General features: G+C 61.8%; 19 protein-coding genes. 7 read left to right on the plus strand and 12 right to left on the minus strand.

Features of this window, described 5'->3' with window-relative positions:
- The first annotated feature begins 67 nt into the window (after positions 1 to 67).
- Positions 68 to 619 carry a TIGR00730 family Rossman fold protein gene (locus K3725_RS09565; RefSeq protein WP_260018528.1) on the plus strand — a complete coding sequence of 184 codons (552 nt, stop codon included), beginning with the start codon at positions 68 to 70 and terminating at the stop codon, positions 617 to 619.
- On the opposite strand, the gene rarD is transcribed toward K3725_RS09565, so the two are convergent.
- From rarD to K3725_RS09610, 9 genes are all read right to left on the minus strand, one after another.
- The gene (rarD, locus tag K3725_RS09570; RefSeq protein ID WP_260018529.1) at positions 556 to 1,467 is read right to left on the minus strand and encodes an EamA family transporter RarD; all 912 of its coding nucleotides are present in this window, start codon (positions 1,465 to 1,467) and stop codon (positions 556 to 558) included. The two genes, K3725_RS09565 and rarD, sit on opposite strands and share 64 nt — an antisense overlap.
- 61 nt (positions 1,468 to 1,528) lie before the next feature.
- Positions 1,529 to 1,984 (minus strand): host attachment family protein, encoded by a 456-nt coding sequence (locus tag K3725_RS09575; RefSeq protein WP_260018530.1) that lies wholly within the window; start codon positions 1,982 to 1,984, stop codon positions 1,529 to 1,531.
- Positions 1,984 to 2,184: a hypothetical protein gene (locus tag K3725_RS09580; protein ID WP_260018531.1), complete on the minus strand. Its 201-nt coding sequence runs from the start codon at positions 2,182 to 2,184 to the stop codon at positions 1,984 to 1,986. Before K3725_RS09580 ends, K3725_RS09575 begins: the two co-directional genes overlap by 1 nt.
- Before the next feature lie 147 nt (positions 2,185 to 2,331).
- On the minus strand, positions 2,332 to 2,931 hold the full coding sequence (locus K3725_RS09585; RefSeq protein ID WP_260018532.1) for a superoxide dismutase: 600 nt from the start codon (positions 2,929 to 2,931) through the stop codon (positions 2,332 to 2,334).
- A 221-nt stretch (positions 2,932 to 3,152) separates the two neighbouring features.
- Positions 3,153 to 3,587, minus strand: coding sequence for a hypothetical protein (locus K3725_RS09590; RefSeq protein WP_260018533.1), 435 nt, complete (start codon positions 3,585 to 3,587; stop codon positions 3,153 to 3,155).
- Between the two features lie 186 nt (positions 3,588 to 3,773).
- Positions 3,774 to 4,340 carry a sarcosine oxidase subunit gamma gene (locus K3725_RS09595; RefSeq protein WP_260018534.1) on the minus strand — a complete coding sequence of 189 codons (567 nt, stop codon included), beginning with the start codon at positions 4,338 to 4,340 and terminating at the stop codon, positions 3,774 to 3,776.
- Complete coding sequence (locus K3725_RS09600; RefSeq protein ID WP_260018535.1) at positions 4,333 to 7,365, minus strand: sarcosine oxidase subunit alpha family protein; 3,033 nt, start codon at positions 7,363 to 7,365, stop codon at positions 4,333 to 4,335. Before K3725_RS09600 ends, K3725_RS09595 begins: the two co-directional genes overlap by 8 nt.
- A gap of 49 nt (positions 7,366 to 7,414) precedes the next feature.
- Positions 7,415 to 7,756: a sarcosine oxidase subunit delta gene (locus K3725_RS09605; protein WP_260018536.1), complete on the minus strand. Its 342-nt coding sequence runs from the start codon at positions 7,754 to 7,756 to the stop codon at positions 7,415 to 7,417.
- Between the two features lie 33 nt (positions 7,757 to 7,789).
- Entirely contained in the window at positions 7,790 to 9,034 is a 1,245-nt protein-coding gene (locus K3725_RS09610) for a sarcosine oxidase subunit beta family protein (protein ID WP_260018537.1), read from the minus strand.
- A 188-nt stretch (positions 9,035 to 9,222) separates the two neighbouring features.
- Between K3725_RS09610 and ccmI the strand changes: the two genes are divergently transcribed.
- The 4 genes from ccmI (at position 9,223) to K3725_RS09630 (ending at position 11,991) form a co-directional block, all read left to right on the plus strand.
- Positions 9,223 to 10,461 (plus strand): c-type cytochrome biogenesis protein CcmI, encoded by a 1,239-nt coding sequence (gene ccmI / locus K3725_RS09615; protein ID WP_260018538.1) that lies wholly within the window; start codon positions 9,223 to 9,225, stop codon positions 10,459 to 10,461.
- Positions 10,458 to 10,931, plus strand: coding sequence for a Holliday junction resolvase RuvX (gene ruvX, locus K3725_RS09620; RefSeq protein ID WP_260018539.1), 474 nt, complete (start codon positions 10,458 to 10,460; stop codon positions 10,929 to 10,931). Before ccmI ends, ruvX begins: the two co-directional genes overlap by 4 nt.
- A 3-nt stretch (positions 10,932 to 10,934) precedes the next feature.
- On the plus strand, positions 10,935 to 11,168 hold the full coding sequence (locus K3725_RS09625; RefSeq protein ID WP_260018540.1) for a DUF1289 domain-containing protein: 234 nt from the start codon (positions 10,935 to 10,937) through the stop codon (positions 11,166 to 11,168).
- A 283-nt stretch (positions 11,169 to 11,451) separates the two neighbouring features.
- Complete coding sequence (locus tag K3725_RS09630; RefSeq protein WP_260018541.1) at positions 11,452 to 11,991, plus strand: suppressor of fused domain protein; 540 nt, start codon at positions 11,452 to 11,454, stop codon at positions 11,989 to 11,991.
- Positions 11,992 to 12,070: 79 nt separating this feature from the next.
- Here the strand turns inward: K3725_RS09630 and K3725_RS09635 are convergent, their stop codons facing one another.
- The 3 genes from K3725_RS09635 to dusA all read right to left on the minus strand — a co-directional run bounded on the left by K3725_RS09635 (position 12,071) and on the right by dusA (position 14,765).
- Positions 12,071 to 12,868 (minus strand): hypothetical protein, encoded by a 798-nt coding sequence (locus tag K3725_RS09635; protein ID WP_260018542.1) that lies wholly within the window; start codon positions 12,866 to 12,868, stop codon positions 12,071 to 12,073.
- Between the two features lie 4 nt (positions 12,869 to 12,872).
- Positions 12,873 to 13,727, minus strand: coding sequence for a sulfite exporter TauE/SafE family protein (locus tag K3725_RS09640; RefSeq protein ID WP_260015106.1), 855 nt, complete (start codon positions 13,725 to 13,727; stop codon positions 12,873 to 12,875).
- An 87-nt stretch (positions 13,728 to 13,814) separates the two neighbouring features.
- Positions 13,815 to 14,765 carry a tRNA dihydrouridine(20/20a) synthase DusA gene (gene dusA, locus K3725_RS09645; protein ID WP_260015107.1) on the minus strand — a complete coding sequence of 317 codons (951 nt, stop codon included), beginning with the start codon at positions 14,763 to 14,765 and terminating at the stop codon, positions 13,815 to 13,817.
- 170 nt (positions 14,766 to 14,935) lie between these two features.
- Between dusA and K3725_RS09650 the strand changes: the two genes are divergently transcribed.
- On the plus strand, positions 14,936 to 16,027 hold the full coding sequence (locus K3725_RS09650; RefSeq protein ID WP_260015108.1) for a site-specific integrase: 1,092 nt from the start codon (positions 14,936 to 14,938) through the stop codon (positions 16,025 to 16,027).
- A complete protein-coding gene (locus K3725_RS09655; RefSeq protein WP_260015109.1) occupies positions 16,024 to 16,269 on the plus strand; it encodes an enhanced serine sensitivity protein SseB C-terminal domain-containing protein in 246 nt (81 codons plus the stop codon). The genes K3725_RS09650 and K3725_RS09655 overlap by 4 nt, the downstream gene beginning before the upstream one ends.
- The last annotated feature ends 51 nt before the right edge of the window (positions 16,270 to 16,320 follow it).

Raw genomic sequence — 16,320 nt, forward strand, 5'->3', positions numbered from 1 at the left:
AACCCCGCTATCACGGGTCAAAACACCAATTGGTTTTCACCTTGATATTCCACGAAAAGGCTGGCCGATGAGCATCAAATCTGTCTGCGTCTACTGCGGATCCCGCGCCGGGATGCTGCCTGCCTATGCCGAAGCGGCCCGCGCCTTCGGCACCGCGCTGGCGGAAAACGGGATGCGGCTGGTCTATGGCGCCGGCGATGTCGGCCTGATGGGCAAGGTCGCCCGCGCTGCGCAGAAGGCCGGAGGAGAGACCTTCGGCGTGATCCCCGGCCATCTGGAACGGCGCGAAGTCGGGAAATCTGACCTCACCACCTATGTGGTGACGGAGACCATGCACGAACGAAAGAAGGTGATGCTGTGGAACGCCGATGCAGTGGTTGTACTGCCCGGCGGTGCCGGTTCACTGGATGAACTGTTCGAGGCGCTGACCTGGCGTCAGCTCGGCCTGCACTCCAAACCGATTGTGATCCTGAACACCGAAGGCTACTGGGACAAACTGCGCGATCTGCTGGACCAAGTGGTGAGCCAGGGTTTTGCCAGCCAGGAGACCGCCGATTACCTGATCTGGGCCGACACCCCTGTGGCCGCCATCGCCGCCCTGCGCGATGCCCGCTCCTGACGCAGCGCCGAGACCGAAAACACCGCAACAGCGCTCCAGATCAACGCAAAAGCGGTGCCGTGCCAGGGTGTGAAGGGTTCGGCAAAGACCAGCACCGCCACCAGGAACTGCAGTGTCGGGTTCAGGTATTGCAGCACGCCCACGGTGCCCAGCCGCACCCTGCGGGCAGCGTAGGCGAACAGGATCAGCGGCAGGCCCGTCAGAATGCCGGAAAACATCAGCATCAGCGCATCGCCAGCGCCGCCCAGGAAACCGGCGCCGCCGGTCATCCAGATGATCGTCATCGCAACCGGCAACAGCAGCGCAACCTCGGCTGTGACGGAAACCACCGGCCCCAGCGGTAAATGTTTCTTAACAACGCCATACAGGGCAAAGCTGAAGCTTAGTGCCAATGGGATCCAGGGCGCAGCCCCAAGCCCGAACGACAGTACCGCCACGGCAAGGCCCGCCAGGCAGACCGCCACGCCCTGCGCCGGTGTCAGCCGTTCGCCAAAGGCGAGCCGCCCCAGCAGCACGCTCAGCAGCGGAAAGACGTAGTAGCCAAGGCTTGCCTCAGTCGCATAGCCCAGCTGAACAGCCGAAATGAAGATGAACCAGTTGAGCGAAATCATCGCCGAGGCGAACGCCAGCAAGAGCGCGCTGCGGCGGGTGGACAGCGCCGCCCCCAGCTCGGCAAGGCGGCCCTGGCACAGCAGAACGATAGCAAAAAACACAAAGGACCACAGCGCCCTGTGCGACAGCACCTGTTCCGGCGGCACATGCGAGAGCGCCTTGTAATAAATGCCCGAAAGCCCCCAAACGGTGCAGGAGGCACAAAGTGCCAGAACGCCCTTTTGTGCCTCACCCATGAACTGCTCCTGCCCGGCCTTCGTCTCACAGACACCGGGCAGAAGCACAGGTCAACCCCGGTCAGCCGTGACGCAGCGCGTCTTTGACCAATTCCTCGATCCTGGTGATTTCGTGACCGGTCAGGTTCTTGCTGATCTCCCCGATCACGCGGTCAGAAACTTCTTTGTGGAGGGTCTTGCGCAATTCCCCCAGGACCTCCGGAGCCGCCACGAGAACCAGCTTCTCGAATTCGCCGCGGTGGGCCATTTCATACAGTTTGTCCGACAGGTCCTTGGCAAACCGCTCCTTGGCCAGTTGGTGCCAGTCGGTGTCGTCAACAGCGGATCGGTGCACGCTGGGGCCGTCGTTGAAGCGGCCCGGGCGGTTGGCAGACTGCTCCCGGTCCGGCGGGTTCTCCTGCTCATCCTTGCGGCGCACCTGCAGATACGGGTTGTCACCGTCGACGGTGTTCTCCAGAAACAGCGCCTTTTCGCTGTCAGCCACCAGGACATAAGCACCGTGCGATAACCGGGCCATCACTTCTCCTCCTTCTCATTGGATTTTCGAACCCGGGTGGCACCAGCCGGGCGTTCCTTGGCGCGCTTTTCCTCGTCCTCGCTGCCAATCTCCCGCGCCAGCCTGCCGCCGGTGCGCCCGCCGTGCGCGACGCTGCCCTCCTCGCCCAGAATGTCCTTGGTTTCGCGGTGTCCGTCCGTCGACCTTTTGCGTTCAGCCATGGTGGTCCTCCTTTTCTATATGAAACCAACGCAAACAGACCGCCCGGCGTTCCGTGCAAAACACGGCAGAACGGCATTCATACCGCACGAAAAAACCCGCCGGAAATCTCCGGCGGGCTCTTCTAAACCAGTATGCGGTCTCTCGCTTTACATGCGCGATGCGACGTTTTCCCAGTTCACCAGGCTGTCGAGGAAGTTCGACAGGTAGGCCGGGCGCTTGTTGCGAAAATCGATGTAGTAGGAGTGCTCCCACACGTCGCAGCCCAAGAGAGCGGTCTGGTTGAAGCACAGCGGGTTGACGCCGTTTTCGGTCTTGGTCACGGCCAGGGAGCCGTCGGCGTTCTTGACCAGCCACGCCCAGCCGGAGCCGAACTGGCCCGCGCCTGCAGCCGAGAACTGCGATTTGAACTCATCGACCGAGCCAAAGGATTCAACCAGAGCCTTCTCCAGCTCGCCCGGCATCTTGCTTTCGCCCGGGCCCATCATTTCCCAGAACTGGTTGTGGTTCCACAGCTGGGAAATGTTGTTGAAGATGCCGTTCTGGGCAACTGCACCGGCGTCGTAGGTGCCAACAATGATCTCTTCCAGCGACTTGCCGTCCCACTCGGTGCCAGCAATCAGCTTGTTGCCGTTGTCGACATAGGCCTTGTGGTGCAGGTCGTGGTGGTATTCCAGGGTTTCAGCCGACATGCCTTTGCCGGCCAGCGCGTCATGTGCATAAGGAAGATCGGGAAGTTCAAAAGCCATCTGGGCCCCCTGTGAAATAAGTTTGCGTTCCTGCGCAGATACATGCGGTGTGCGCGCTATCAGGTCAAGGGGCCGCCGCCGCATTTCCGCGCAAACCCTATGTGCAAAAGCGCCGTGTTCAAGACGCGCGTCATGACGTTGCCGAAATCTCAATAACCGGTTTTTGACAGCGGAAACTTTGCAGAGTTTTGCAACAGGCGGGTGGAACAGGCCACTGCTGCTCAGCCTTCACTGTGCGCCAGCAGCGACAGGCCCTGATCCACTTGGCATTGACCGCTTCCGCGCGGCAGCACTCCGTCCTTGTCTTTCCTGACAGCCTGAATGCTTATCTTCAGGTTGGAGGTATTCAGGACAGCCCGGAACCGAGGTCCGGGCTGTCCCGCATGTCCAGCCACGGCCAGCCGCGGCAATGCCCAGTTCAAAGCCAAGGATATCTCGCTGTGGCGCTCGACCCTGGCCATGACCGGCACGCCAAAGGCCAGATCTGAAATCTCGGCCGTTTTGAAATCATCGGAGAAATGAAAGCTCACGTCGCGGGGAATCCACGCGGTGCCTGATATCGGCGTCAAGCTGCACTGAAACCGCGGCCCCGCCATGACACCCGCCCCTGCAAGCGTAAAAACCAGAAAAAAGACACTGCATTTCAGCAGATCCATGGGGCGCTCCCGGAAACATCGTCACTCCGCCGCCCCCCCCTTGGAAACGGCTATAATTCAACCGCTTGCAAAATCTGCAAAGGAAACCATCCTGGACTTGCAACCAAAAAAACGGCGCCCCGGAAGGTCTCCAGGGCACCGTAAATGACGCGCAAAGGCGTCACAAGCAGAAAGCGAGTGAGAATTTTAGTAAACACCCACTTTACTTTGCGGATGGGCCGCCGCGCTCAGCAGTTTGAACACATACTCACCAACCGAGCGGAAGCAGACAATGCAGAAGCTGCCATCCTCGTTCAACCAGAAGGCGCCAGCCACCTGTGCCAGCCGCGAGCGGCGGAACTGACTGGGCTTGAAGGCCGCGGCGTCGAAATCCACCGGGCTCACCTTGCCGAGCACCTCGCGCGCACCCTCGCCGGACAGGCGGAAGAAGGCACGGGCGTCGGAGACATTCACTGCCAGCGCGTGCTCGCCCTTCAGCGCCTCAGACACCTCTGCGGTTTTGGCAACTGCGTCCTCATAGGGAACCAGCAGCAGCAGCTCGTCCGGGGACATCCAGGCAGCTGCGCCGTTTTCGGCAACCGAGATGGAGCCCTGTGCCGGAACCGCGGCGCCGGTGGCGGCTTTGACAGCCGCCTTCAGCGCTTTGGACCCCAGATCGCCGCGCAGGGTGATCATCCCCTGCAGACCGGCATCCTCGACGGTGGCCAGACCCGAGAAACGGGCGCCGTTCAGTACGGAAACAGCCTTAGACATTCTGCTTCTCTCCATCCTTATCGTAGAAGACCGGGTCAACGATCTTGGCTTTATAGGTCTTGCCGTCTGTCCCCGGGAACTCGATCACTTCACCCATGCGCTTGGGGCCGTGCTTGACCAGGCCCATGGCGATGCCGCGGCCCAGGGTTGCCGAGTGGTAGGTCGAGGTCACCCGGCCGATCATGTTGCGCTGGCCGTTGGCGTTGACGCCTTCACCCACCGCATAGGCACCGTCCGGCAGCACGGAACCGTCGACGGTTTCCAGGCCGACCAGCTGCCAGCGGTCCGGATCGACCATGTGGGAGCGCTGTTGCGCACGTTTGCCCAGATAGTCTTCCTTCTTCTTCGACAGCGCCCAGTGCAGCCCCAGATCCTGCGGGATCACGGTGCCGTCGGTCTCGTCGCCGATCATGATGAAGCCTTTTTCGGCCCGCAGGATGTGCAGGGTCTCGGTGCCGTAAGGCATGACGCCGAATTCCTTGCCTGCGTCCATCAGCGCATCCCAGAACGCCTGGCCTTCTGAGGCCGCAACCGCGATCTCATAGGACAACTCGCCCGAGAAGGAGATCCGGTAAGCCCGGGCGTCAAACTCGCCGATCTTTCCGTCACGCCATTCCATGAAGGGCAGCGCCTCTTTCGAGACATCCATGCCGCCGCCGGCCGCCGCGTTCAGCTTTTCCAGCACCTTGCGGGCGTTGGGGCCGACAACGGCGATCTGGGCATACTGCTCAGTCACGTTGGCAACGTAGACCTTCATGTCCCACCACTCGGTCTGCAGCCACTCTTCCATGTGCCCATGGATACGCTCGGCGCCGCCGGTGGTGGTGTGGCACAGGAAGGTGTCCTCGTCGATGCGCGCAACCACGCCGTCGTCCATCAGGAAACCGTTCTCGGTGCACATCAGGCCATAGCGGCATTTGCCGACCTTCAGCGTGGACATCATGTTGGTATAGAGCATGTCCAGGAACTTGCCAGCGTCGGGGCCTTTGACCACCAGCTTGCCCAGGGTCGAGGCGTCCAGCAGGCCAAGGTTCTCGCGGGTGTTCTTCACCTCGCGGTTCACCGCGGCATGACGGTCTTCACCGGGTTTGGTGATCGCAAACGGACGGCGCCACTGACCAACCGGTTCCCAATCCGCGCCGTTCTTGTCGAACCAGTCGTAGATCGGCGTCTTGCGCACCGGCTGGAAGATCTCGGCCCGTGCCTCGCCAGCGATCGCGCCCAGCGAGATCGGGTGGTACGGCGGACGGAAGGTGGTGGTGCCCACCTGCGGGATTTCCGAGTTCAGGCTGTCGGCCAGAATGGCCAGGCCGTTGATGTTCGAAAGCTTGCCCTGGTCGGTCGCCATACCCAGCGTGGTGTAACGCTTGGTGTGCTCGACGCTCTCATAGCCTTCGCGCGCAGCCAGCTGCACGTCCGACACTTTCACGTCGTTCTGGTAGTCCAGCCAGGACTTCATGCGCAGCTTGATGTCCGCCTTGGCCGGCATCAGCCAGACCGCTTCCATCTGCGCTTCCGCTTCGGTCTCGCCCTTGGCAGCCGCAACGGATTTCGCCGGGAAGCCAGCCGCTTCAGCTGCCTTGGCACCAGCAGCTGCTGCATCTTCCAGCAGCGCGCCCAGGCCAAACTCGCCGTTTGCGGCACCTGCCGGAACCACAAAGCCGTTACCGTCGTGGCCCAGCGGCGGACGGGAGGCGTCGGGGCGGAAGTTAGCGTTCTGCTCGTCCCAGATCAGCTTGCCGCCGCAGTGGGACCACAGGTGCACCACCGGCGACCAGCCGCCGGACATGGCAACTGCATCGGCCTGCACAGTCTCACGCGCGCCGCCTTCGCCGTTCTGGGCGCAGATGGCGACCTCGGTCACGCATTTGCCGTCCTTCACCTTGGCGATGGCGCGGCCCAGCTCAACGCGGATGCCCTTTTCGCGGACCGCTTCCATCAGCGCGCCGCCGCCGGTTTCGCGGGTGTCGACCACGCGCACCACTTCGACGCCAGCCTCATGCAGCACCAGCGCTGTGCGGTAGGCATCGTCGTTGTTGGTGGCAACCACGACCTTCTGGCCCGGGTTGATGCCCCAGTTCACCACATAGTCGCGCATCGAAGCCGCCAGCATCACGCCGGGAACATCGTTGCCTGCAAAGGACAGCGGGCGTTCGATTGCACCGGTTGCGGTGACGATCTGGGAGGCACGGATCCGCCATAGACGGTGGCGCGGGCCGCCCTGGCCCGGCGCGTGGTCGGTCAGGCGCTCATAGCCCAGTGCATAGCCGTGGTCATAGACGCCGGAGCCCATGCAGCGGTCACGGAGCGTAACGTTGTCCATGCCGCGCAGTTCGGCCAGGGTCTTTTCGATCCAGACCTCGGGCGCTTCACCGTCGATGGTGCCGCCGTCGACCGGCGCGCGGCCGCCCCAGTAGTTGTTCTGCTCCAACACCAGAACCTTGGCGCCCGAGCTGGCTGCCGCCTTGGCCGCTTGCAGACCGGCAACACCGCCGCCGATGACCAGCACATCTGCAAAGAAGTAGAAGTGCTCGTAGGTGTCGGCGTCCTTCAGTTCCTTGTCGGGCGCAGCGCCCAGACCTGCGGACTTCCGGATGATCGGCTCATAGACGTGTTTCCACAGCGGGCGCGGGTGGATGAACATCTTGTAGTAGAAGCCGGCAGTCAGGAAGCGGCTGAGCTTGTTGTTGATCGACAGAACGTCGAACTCCAGGCTCGGCCAGTGGTTCTGCGACTGCGCGGTCAGGCCCGAGAACAGCTCGGTGGTGGTGGCGCGCTGGTTCGGCTCATACCGGTCGCCCACACCCAGCTGCATCAGCGCATTGGGCTCTTCCGAGCCGGATGCGACAACGCCGCGCGGGCGGTGGTATTTGAAAGAGCGGCCCATCATCACCTGGCCATTGGCCAGCAGAGCGGATGCGAGCGTATCGCCGGCATAACCCTGCATGGATTTGCCGTTGAAGGTGAAGGCGATCTGTTTGGAGCGGTCGATCAGCCGGCCGTGTTTGGCAAGACGCGTGCTCATGGGCGCAGACCTTTCAAGAGAAAAGCGGGTGTTTCAATCAGGCGGCGGTTCATTTCTTGCCGTCCGCAAATTCACGCCAGGTCCAGCCCGGGCGTTTGGCAGCGATCTTGTCCAGGATCTCCTGCGTCGGCACAGAGGTCTGCGCGGTGTAGGTGCCAAAGACCTCCAGTGTCATGGTGCAGCGGGCGGCGTGGAACCACTTGCCGCAGCCGTTGGCGTGGCGCCAGCGTTCAAAGTGAACGCCTTTGGGGTTTTCGCGCATGAACAGGTAGTCATGGAACTCTTCATCCGAGGAGCCGGGGCCAAAGCGCTTCAGATGCGCTTCGCCGCCCGCGGCCAGTTCGGTTTCTTCGGCTTTGACGCCGCAATAGGGGCATTCAAGGATCAGCATGGTGCTTGCTCCGTAAAATTGAATTCTGCAGCGTTAGTGCGCCACACCGGCGGCGACGCTCTCGTCGATGAACTTGCCTTCCTTGAAGCGCATCATCGAGAACTCCTCGGTCAGCGGCGAATGGCCGGTGGCCATCAGTTCCGCCATCGCCCAGCCGGAGCCCGGGATCGCCTTGAAGCCGCCGGTGCCCCAGCCTGCGTTGATAAAGCAGTTCTGGACCGGGGTCTTGGAGATCAGCGGCGAACGGTCGCCGGTCACATCCACGATGCCGCCCCACTGGCGCAGCATCTTCAGGCGGCTGACCATCGGGAAGGTTTCGACCAGGGCGCGCACGGTTTCCTCGATATGGTGGAACGAACCGCGCTGGGTGTAGTTGTTGAACCCGTCGGTGCCGCCGCCGATGACCATCTCGCCCTTGTCGGACTGGGACATGTAGCCGTGCACGGTGTTGGCCATCACAACCACGTCCATACAGGGTTTGATCGGCTCGGACACCATCGCCTGCAGGGCAACGGATTCCATCGGCAGACGGAAGCCCGCCATTTCCGACAGCACCGAGGCGTTGCCGGCCACGATCATGCCCAGCTTGTCGCAGTCGATCGGGCCTTTGGAGGTGTCGACACCCACGGTGCGGCCGTTCTCGGTGCGCACGCCGGTGACTTCGCACTTCTGGATGATGTCCATGCCCATGTCGGAACATGCACGCGCATAGCCCCAGGCCACTGCATCGTGGCGGGCAGTGCCGCCGCGTTCCTGGTAAAGGCCGCCCAGCACCGGGTAACGCGGGCCGTGCAGGTTGATGATCGGCACGATCTCCTTGACGCGCTCCGGAGTGATCCACTCGGTCTGCACACCCTGCTGCTGGTTGGCATGCGCGGTACGCTTGTAGCCGCGGATCTCATGCTCGGTCTGGGCCAGCATGATCACGCCGCGCGGGCTGAACATCACGTTGTAGTTCAGGTCCTGCGACATGGTCTCATACAGGCTGCGCGCCTTCTCATAGATCGCAGCCGAGGGATCCTGCAGGTAGTTCGAGCGGATGATGGTGGTGTTCCGGCCCGTATTGCCGCCACCCAGCCAGCCTTTCTCGATAATTGCGACATTGGTAATGCCGAAGTTCTTACCCAGGTAGTAGGCAGTGGCGAGGCCATGCCCGCCCGCACCCACGATGACGACATCGTAGTGGCGTTTGGGTTCCGGCGAGCGCCAGGCGCGCTCCCATCCGGTGTGATAGCGCAGGGCTTCCCGCGCGACAGCAAAGACTGAATAGCGTTTCATGAGCGAATCCGATGGTTCGTGTCTGATAGCGGGTATGCCCGAAACGCATGGCTGACCAGTGCCGTTTATCGCCCTGTTTCTGCGTTATTGCGACATATCCAGATGGCGCATTGCGGCATCCCGCGGCAGATTGGCTCTTTTGTTCGCCCCGCCCCGCATATAGATGAAAACCAAACTTCGGAGACGGCATGATTTTCTGGACAGTCACCGCCCTCATCGCCTTTGCGGCCGCGCTGCTGCTGGCAATGATCATCATTCGCGCCCGTGAGCAAGGCGAACCTGCCGCGGCCTACGACCTGCGGGTCTACCGCCAGCAACTGCGCGAGGTTGACAAGGATCTGGCCCGCGGCGTCATCGCCGAAGCCGACGCGGACCGCATCCGCACTGAGATCTCGCGCCGCATCCTGGCCGCCGACGCGCAGCTGCAGAAGCGCAAGTCCGGCCCCGCCCAGCCCCGCGCCCTGTCGCTGGGCTTTGCCATTGCCACTGCGCTGCTGATCACCGGCGGCACCCTGGGCCTCTACTGGCAGCTGGGTGCGCCGGGCTATGGCGATCTGGGCCTGCAGGACCGTATCCGGCTGGCGGGCGAGCGCGCCGAAAACCGCCCCTCGCAGGCTGAGGCCGAGGCAGAAATACCGGAAATCCAGCGGCCCGAGGTGGAAGAGGGCTACATCAAACTGGTCGAACAGCTGCGCAAAACCGCAGGCGAGCGCGAAGATGACGCCCGCGGCCAGGCCCTGCTGGCCCAGCACGAGGCCAACCTTGGAAACTTCAAGGCCGCTTATGAAGCCAAGGCAAACTACATCCGCCTGGCCGACGGCAAGGTGAACGCCCGCGACTTCACTGAACTGGCCGAGCTCAAGATCATGGCGGCCGGCGGCTATGTCTCGCCCGAGGCGCAGACCGACCTGCAAAAAGCCCGCGCCATTGACCCGAGCCACGGGCCTGCCCGTTATTACTGGGGCCTGATGCTGGGCCAGATCGGCCGCCCGGACCTCGCCTACCGCGAATGGGCCGCAACCCTGCGCGACGGCCCTGCAGACGCCCTGTGGGTCAAGGGCATTCAGGGTCAGATCGAGGAAATGGCCTTCCGCGCCGGTGTCGAATACCGCCCGATCACGCCCGGCGGCGGCACTGCCCCCGCCCTGCCCGGCCCCAGTGCTGAAGACATGGCCGGCGCAAGCGAACTCAGCCCTGAAGAGCAGCAGGAGATGATCCGCGGCATGGTCACCCGCCTGTCGGACCGGCTGGCAACCGAGGGCGGAAGTGCCGAGGAATGGGCCCGCCTGATCGGCGCCCTGTCGGTGCTTGGCGAAACCGAGCGGGCCCGCACCGTTTATGACGAGGCCCGCGGCGCCTTTGAGGCCGACGCAGAGGCCCTGGCGCTCCTGGAAACTATCGCTGCACAGGCAGGACTGACAGAATGATCCACGACGCCTTTGAAGATTTCGCCGCTGCCCTTCCGCCGATGCAAGCACTGATGGGGCTGGACCTGGGCACCAAGACCATTGGCGTTGCCGTCTCGGACCGCATTGGCGCGGTGGCGACGCCGCTGGAAACCGTGAAGCGCAAGAAGTTCTCGGCAGACGCTGCACGCCTCCTGGAAATCATCCAAACCCGCGACATCAGCGGCATCATCCTCGGCCTGCCCCGCAACATGGACGGGTCTGAGGGCCCGCGCTGCCAGTCCACCCGCGCCTTTGCCCGCAATCTGGGCCAGCTCACCGATCTGCCGATCAGCTTCTGGGACGAGCGCCTCAGCACCGTGGCGGCAGAAAAAGCGCTTCTTGAGGCAGATACGACACGCAAACGCCGCGCAGAGGTTATCGACCACGTCGCGGCCTCCTATATTCTCCAAGGCGCATTGGACCGGATGCGGCATTTGAAGAACGGGTAAATGATGACTGACGACGTTTGGAAACGGGACGAGATCCAGTCCCCCTGCATCAAGATCTGCGTCGTCCACCCCGAGGCCCGCATCTGCACCGGTTGCTACCGCTCCATCGACGAAATCCGCGACTGGTCGAAAATGACCAACGAGGAGCGCACAGGCATCATGAACGACCTCCCCGACCGCGCCGGCAAACTGGTCAAGCGCCGCGGCGGCCGTGGCGCGAGGTTAAAGCGCAGCTAACGCGGCGCACTGCGGGGTAAGTCTCTGTCAATCATGCGGAATAAGTACTGACCCAATGTTTCGCGCGCGAAACATTTAGGCAGAACTGCTGACCTATTTGGCCAGTGTGTCAATCTGCCTTCGTGGTCGCCAAAACCTTTTGATTCTTGTGGGGACTCACTCCTCATTTTCTTTTTACATGCTAAGACTGAAGCGGTTGCAAACCGGAATTTCCCCGGGATCCGCAACCGGAAACCAATCAGGATTCTGGCCAGGCAAATGGTCACCCAGATGGAAGAAACACGTGTCAGAGATTTTTGAATATTATCAGTCATTGCTTGGGACACCGGCTCGGCATGCTGAGTTCAAAACCGCTGAGGGGTGTATCGTTCAAGTTCTGAAGTGGGAGCAAGGGCAAACTGATGAGGGTGTTACAATGTATGCAACGATTGGAGGCAACAGTAACCTAAAGAATGCCGAGCAAGGTTGCGAGTTTTTTATCGGGCTTACACCTAAGGTGGACGACATCGCCGAAACACTTGCGGAGGCGGCACTTCACGGATGCGGTACATCAGCCATACCAAGCAGTGGGAGCACGATTACCCTCACCCAAGCGCTTTGGTCCGGGACTACTGCTAAGACTCTTATGTTCTCAGATGGTTGTGAAATCATTCCCCCGATGAACAGGTCTGATGGAACACAGGTAATTTTTCTACAGCTAGTCCCGCTTTTCCCAGCAGAACTTGCATATAAATCCGCAAATGGCGAAGAGGCGCTGTGGCAACGGTTTGAGGCGCTTGATGTCCCTTATTGGGATTCTCAAAGGGCCTGCGCATTTTCATAAACAGGCGTGGATTTGAAACCGCGCCAGCCAGTTCACAACGACAATCATAGGTCAAAAACTGCTTGTCGTTACGGGCTTCCTACTCCTCCGCCAGCCACTCCTTGGTCCAATCCCCCAGCTCCGGGCGGAAATAGGCAATCATACGCCCCTCCTCCGGCGCCGATGCCCCCTCGCCCCAGGGCGCAACCCCGTGCAGACAGAGGCGGTGCATCAGATAGCTCTCACCGGGCTTCGCGTGCACGGTGATCCGCGGGCAGGTCTCGAACACCTCGGCGCGGGCCGCCGTATAGGCATCGGTCACATCCACCTCCGCCCAGTCCGAATGCGGCACGCCCTCGAATGCATCAGCAAAGGCGCGGCGCATGATCCTGTGACTGCCCTCCCAGATCACCAGCGGCGAGGCATCGGGACTGCTTTCATTCAGCGGAATGCCCAGCACCCAGGCATGCGGCTCCTCCACCTTGCGGCGGCGGTGCTCACCGTACATTTTAACCCCGTCCACATGCGCCGCATCACGTTTGACGCGGTAGCGGAAGGCGGCCTCGCCCTCACCCGGGCGCGGGCGCGGATAGCCGGGAAAGACCGAGGACACCTGCGCCCGGTGCAGCTCGGGGATCGGGCCGAGGTGCTGCGTGATGAAGTCCACCGGCGCCCCAGACAGCGGCGGCCCATCCGGCAACCGCCCGGTGGCATCATTCGGCAGCGCATCAACGCCGATGAACCAGGTCCGCTCGCATTGGAACCATTCGGCACAGGCTGGATCGTCCAGCGCCCGCACCCCATGCTGCAGCGCATCCGCTGCCCAGGCTGCGATCTGCGCATCGTGGACAAAGCGCACCCAGCCCTTGTCCTGGAATTGTTCGAACTGCTTGGTCATGCTCTTAGTATCCGAAAGCTTTGCGCAGCATATTGAGTGCCACCAGCACCAGAAACGCGCCGAACACCCGTTTCAGCGGTTTGGGGTCCATCGCATGGGCCAGCTTCACTCCCCAAGGCGCTGTAATCAGCGTCATGGCGATCACGATAAAGAACGCCACCAGATTGACCGCGCCGATGGTGAAGGGCGGCCGCGCAGCCGGGCCTATCTCCAGCAGCAGAAAGCCCGCAACAGACGGAACCGCAATGATCACGCCAAACCCCGCGGCGGTCGCCACCGCGCGGTGCACCGCCACCCCGTGCAAGGTCATCAGCGGCACCCCAAAGCTGCCGCCGCCAATCCCCATCAGCACCGACAGGAATCCGACGGCCGGCGACAGCGCCATCCGTCTAGCCCCCTTGGGCATTTCTTCTGCCAGCCGCCACTCGGACCGGCCCAGCCCCAGATAACAGCCAATCACCAGCGCCAGACCGCCAAAGACGCCTTGCAGCACGGTGGAGCGCAGGGCAGAGGCCGCCAGCACGCCGACAACAGCCCCCAGCGCAATGCCAATCCCCCAGCTGCGCAGGATCTCCCAGTCCACCGCGCCCTTCTTGTTGTGGCTCATGACCGAGCGCAGTGAGGTCACGATGATTGTCGCCAGCGAGGTCGCAAGGCAGATCTGCATCAGCTGATCGCCGCCATAGCCCAGGGTCTGGAAGGCATAGAAAAAGGCAGGCACCAGCACGATGCCGCCGCCCACGCCCAGAAGTCCCGCCAGAACGCCTGCAAAGGCGCCGATCACCACCAGCAGGCCTGCCATCTGCATCAGCAATGCCGGCTCCGGCCACAGAACAGAAGTCAAGGCTGGATCAGTCATGCGGGGCACCTCGGGGTCTTGCGTCTTTGGCAAAGGGTTAGCCGCCGTGCGCAGCCAGCACAAGGCACTAGCCTGTGAGGCATCCGGTCACGCTGCGGCGCAGCTTTCGACCTGCGCCAAGGCCTCCAGCACCAGGTCCGGCCCCGCGCCCGCCCGGCAGGCGCCCTCGGACAGTATCCGCCGCCACTGCCGCGCCCCGGGCTTGCCCGCAAACAGCCCCAGCATATGCCGGGTGATCTGGTTCAGCTTGGCCCCTTCGCTCAGGCGCGCCTCGATATAGGGCAGCATCTGCCGCACCGCATCTGCCGGATTGCTGGCAGCACCGGTGCCGTAGATCTCAGGGTCTGCGGTACAGAGAACATCCGCAGGCTGGTGATAGGCCGCACGGCCCACCATCACCCCGTCAAGGCCCTGGTCCAGATGCGCCTTCGCCTCTGCCAGCGTTGCAATGCCGCCATTGATCGAGACATGCAGGTCCGGAAATGCCGCCTTCATCCGGTGCACCAGATCGTAATCGAGCGGCGGGATATCCCGGTTCTCCTTGGGCGACAGCCCCTGCAGCCAGGCCTTGCGGGCATGGATTGTCACACGCTGGCAGCCGGCCGCGCGGATCTTATCCAGAAAATCGGGCAGCACCTGTTCCGGTTCCTGCTCATCGACGCCGATGCGGCATTTGACGGTGACTTCCGCATTCACCGCTTCGCGCATGGCAGCCACACAATCCGCCACCAGCTCCGGCGTTTGCATCAGAACTGCGCCAAAGGCGCCCGATTGCACCCGGTCGCTGGGACAGCCGCAGTTGAGATTGATCTCGTCGTAACCGGCCTCCGCCCCTAGCCGGGCGGCCTCTGCCAGCTCCGCTGGATCCGACCCACCCAATTGCAGGGCAATTGGGTGTTCTTCGGCGTTGAAGTCCAGCAGATGCAGCGCCCCGCCCCGCACCAGCGCGGGCGCGGTGACCATTTCGGTATACAGCAGCGTCTGGCGGCTCAGCAGCCGGTGCAGATAGCGGCAGTGCCGGTCGGTCCAGTCCATCATCGGCGCAACGGAAAGGCGCGCAGAGCGCCAAAGAGGCCCATTCCCCTTATTTTTAGAGCTTCCTTCGCTCATGCCATCTGCCCATTCTCAGTCTGTTTTTGCTTGTTTTTGCCCATTTTGTCGGATTAGAACAACAAAAGTTGTCCCGTTTTCAAAAAAGTTGTTCCGACATGGCCCATATTATCGAGCGCAAGCGCAAAGACGGTTCCTCCGCCTATCTCGCACAGATTGCCATCAAAAGAAAAGGTCAATGGGCACACCGCGAATCCCGAACATTCGACAAGAAGTCCGCCGCAAACGCTTGGCTGAGGAAGCGTATGAAGGAAATCGAAGCAGCGGGCGATGACCTTCGGAAGATCAAAGCCAAGGGGAAAACCCTACGAGACGCGCTAGACAAATACCTTGACACCGCAGGCGACAAGATAGGCGCCACAAAGACCCAGGTGCTTCGCACCATCAGGGATGAATATGATCTTTCCGACAAAGAGGCAGACGAGATCCAAAGCAGCGACATTGTGCAGTTTGCCCAAGAGATCGCTGCACGTCCGGGCGTAGCCTCTGCCGCCACGGTGCAAAACTACCTCTCCCACCTATCGGCCGTTTTCCGCATTTCGCGCTCCGCCTGGAGCATCCCCCTAGACTACCTAGCCATGCAGGAGGCGATGCACGCCTGCAAGCGCCTGCAGATCACTGCTAAGTCAAGATCAAGGGACCGTCGACCAACCTTGGGCGAATTGGAGGCCCTGCTGGCCCACTTCATGGAAGCCACGGCAGCGAACCCGCGCACGATGCCCATGCATAAGGTGACACTGTTCGCCCTTTTCTCAAGCCGCCGCGAATCCGAAATCACGCGCGCAAGATGGGACGGGCTGGATAAAGAGCATTCCCGGGTGTTCGTGAAGGACATGAAGCATCCAGGACAAAAGGTCGGGAACGACGTGTGGTGCGATCTGCCGGAGCAAGCCCTAAAAATTGCAAAGTCCATGCCCCGGAAGGATGAACGGGTTTTCCCCTTCAACCCCGATACCATCTGCACACGGTTCACCCGCGCTTGCAAACTTCTGCAGATAGAAGACCTGCGATTTCATGATCTACGGCACGAAGGCATTTCCCGGCTCTTTGAGATGGGCAATTCAATTCCGCAGGTTGCTGCAGTCTCCGGCCACCGCTCATGGGCCTCACTGCAGCGGTACACCCACCTCCGCCAAACAGGGGATAAGTACGAGGGCTGGGAATGGATTGACAGAGTGTGCCAAGCATGAAGGCCAAAGACTATCCGCTGCCGATGGTCGAAATAGCCTGCGATTTCTGCGGGCGACATGGCAAATACAGAAAGAGCAGGTTCATTGAATTGGTCGGCGAGAACACCGAACTGCCGCAAGCGCTTTCTATCATCGCTGCCGACTGCTCAGAGGATCGAGTTACCCCCGACAACATGCGCGGGCGCTGCCGCCCCTTCTATGCGCAAAACTGGTGGGGCGCTGCCAGCAAGGAACCGAGCTGACCCCGCCCCCCTTTTTTCTGGATTTGCATAGGCTCTTCCTCAAGGCGCCCT

The sequence above is a fragment of the Leisingera sp. S132 genome (genome assembly GCF_025144465.1).
In the GTDB taxonomy this organism is placed as follows: domain Bacteria; phylum Pseudomonadota; class Alphaproteobacteria; order Rhodobacterales; family Rhodobacteraceae; genus Leisingera.

Excerpts from the sequence above, each read along its gene's own strand:
- K3725_RS09605 (WP_260018536.1), bottom strand. The coding sequence starts at position 7,756 with ATGCTGATCCTTGAATGCCCCTATTGCGGCGTCAAAGCCGAAGAAACC.
- K3725_RS09650 (WP_260015108.1), top strand. The coding sequence starts at position 14,936 with ATGGCCCATATTATCGAGCGCAAGCGCAAAGACGGTTCCTCCGCCTAT.
- K3725_RS09580 (WP_260018531.1), bottom strand. The coding sequence starts at position 2,184 with ATGGCTGAACGCAAAAGGTCGACGGACGGACACCGCGAAACCAAGGAC.
- K3725_RS09575 (WP_260018530.1), bottom strand. The coding sequence starts at position 1,984 with ATGGCCCGGTTATCGCACGGTGCTTATGTCCTGGTGGCTGACAGCGAA.
- K3725_RS09610 (WP_260018537.1), bottom strand. The coding sequence starts at position 9,034 with ATGAAACGCTATTCAGTCTTTGCTGTCGCGCGGGAAGCCCTGCGCTAT.
- ruvX (WP_260018539.1), top strand. The coding sequence starts at position 10,458 with ATGATCCACGACGCCTTTGAAGATTTCGCCGCTGCCCTTCCGCCGATG.
- rarD (WP_260018529.1), bottom strand. The coding sequence starts at position 1,467 with ATGGGTGAGGCACAAAAGGGCGTTCTGGCACTTTGTGCCTCCTGCACC.
- K3725_RS09595 (WP_260018534.1), bottom strand. The coding sequence starts at position 4,340 with ATGTCTAAGGCTGTTTCCGTACTGAACGGCGCCCGTTTCTCGGGTCTG.
- K3725_RS09590 (WP_260018533.1), bottom strand. The coding sequence starts at position 3,587 with ATGGATCTGCTGAAATGCAGTGTCTTTTTTCTGGTTTTTACGCTTGCA.
- K3725_RS09625 (WP_260018540.1), top strand. The coding sequence starts at position 10,935 with ATGACTGACGACGTTTGGAAACGGGACGAGATCCAGTCCCCCTGCATC.
- K3725_RS09565 (WP_260018528.1), top strand. The coding sequence starts at position 68 with ATGAGCATCAAATCTGTCTGCGTCTACTGCGGATCCCGCGCCGGGATG.
- K3725_RS09600 (WP_260018535.1), bottom strand. The coding sequence starts at position 7,365 with ATGAGCACGCGTCTTGCCAAACACGGCCGGCTGATCGACCGCTCCAAA.
- ccmI (WP_260018538.1), top strand. The coding sequence starts at position 9,223 with ATGATTTTCTGGACAGTCACCGCCCTCATCGCCTTTGCGGCCGCGCTG.
- dusA (WP_260015107.1), bottom strand. The coding sequence starts at position 14,765 with ATGATGGACTGGACCGACCGGCACTGCCGCTATCTGCACCGGCTGCTG.
- K3725_RS09585 (WP_260018532.1), bottom strand. The coding sequence starts at position 2,931 with ATGGCTTTTGAACTTCCCGATCTTCCTTATGCACATGACGCGCTGGCC.
- K3725_RS09635 (WP_260018542.1), bottom strand. The coding sequence starts at position 12,868 with ATGACCAAGCAGTTCGAACAATTCCAGGACAAGGGCTGGGTGCGCTTT.
- K3725_RS09655 (WP_260015109.1), top strand. The coding sequence starts at position 16,024 with ATGAAGGCCAAAGACTATCCGCTGCCGATGGTCGAAATAGCCTGCGAT.
- K3725_RS09640 (WP_260015106.1), bottom strand. The coding sequence starts at position 13,727 with ATGACTGATCCAGCCTTGACTTCTGTTCTGTGGCCGGAGCCGGCATTG.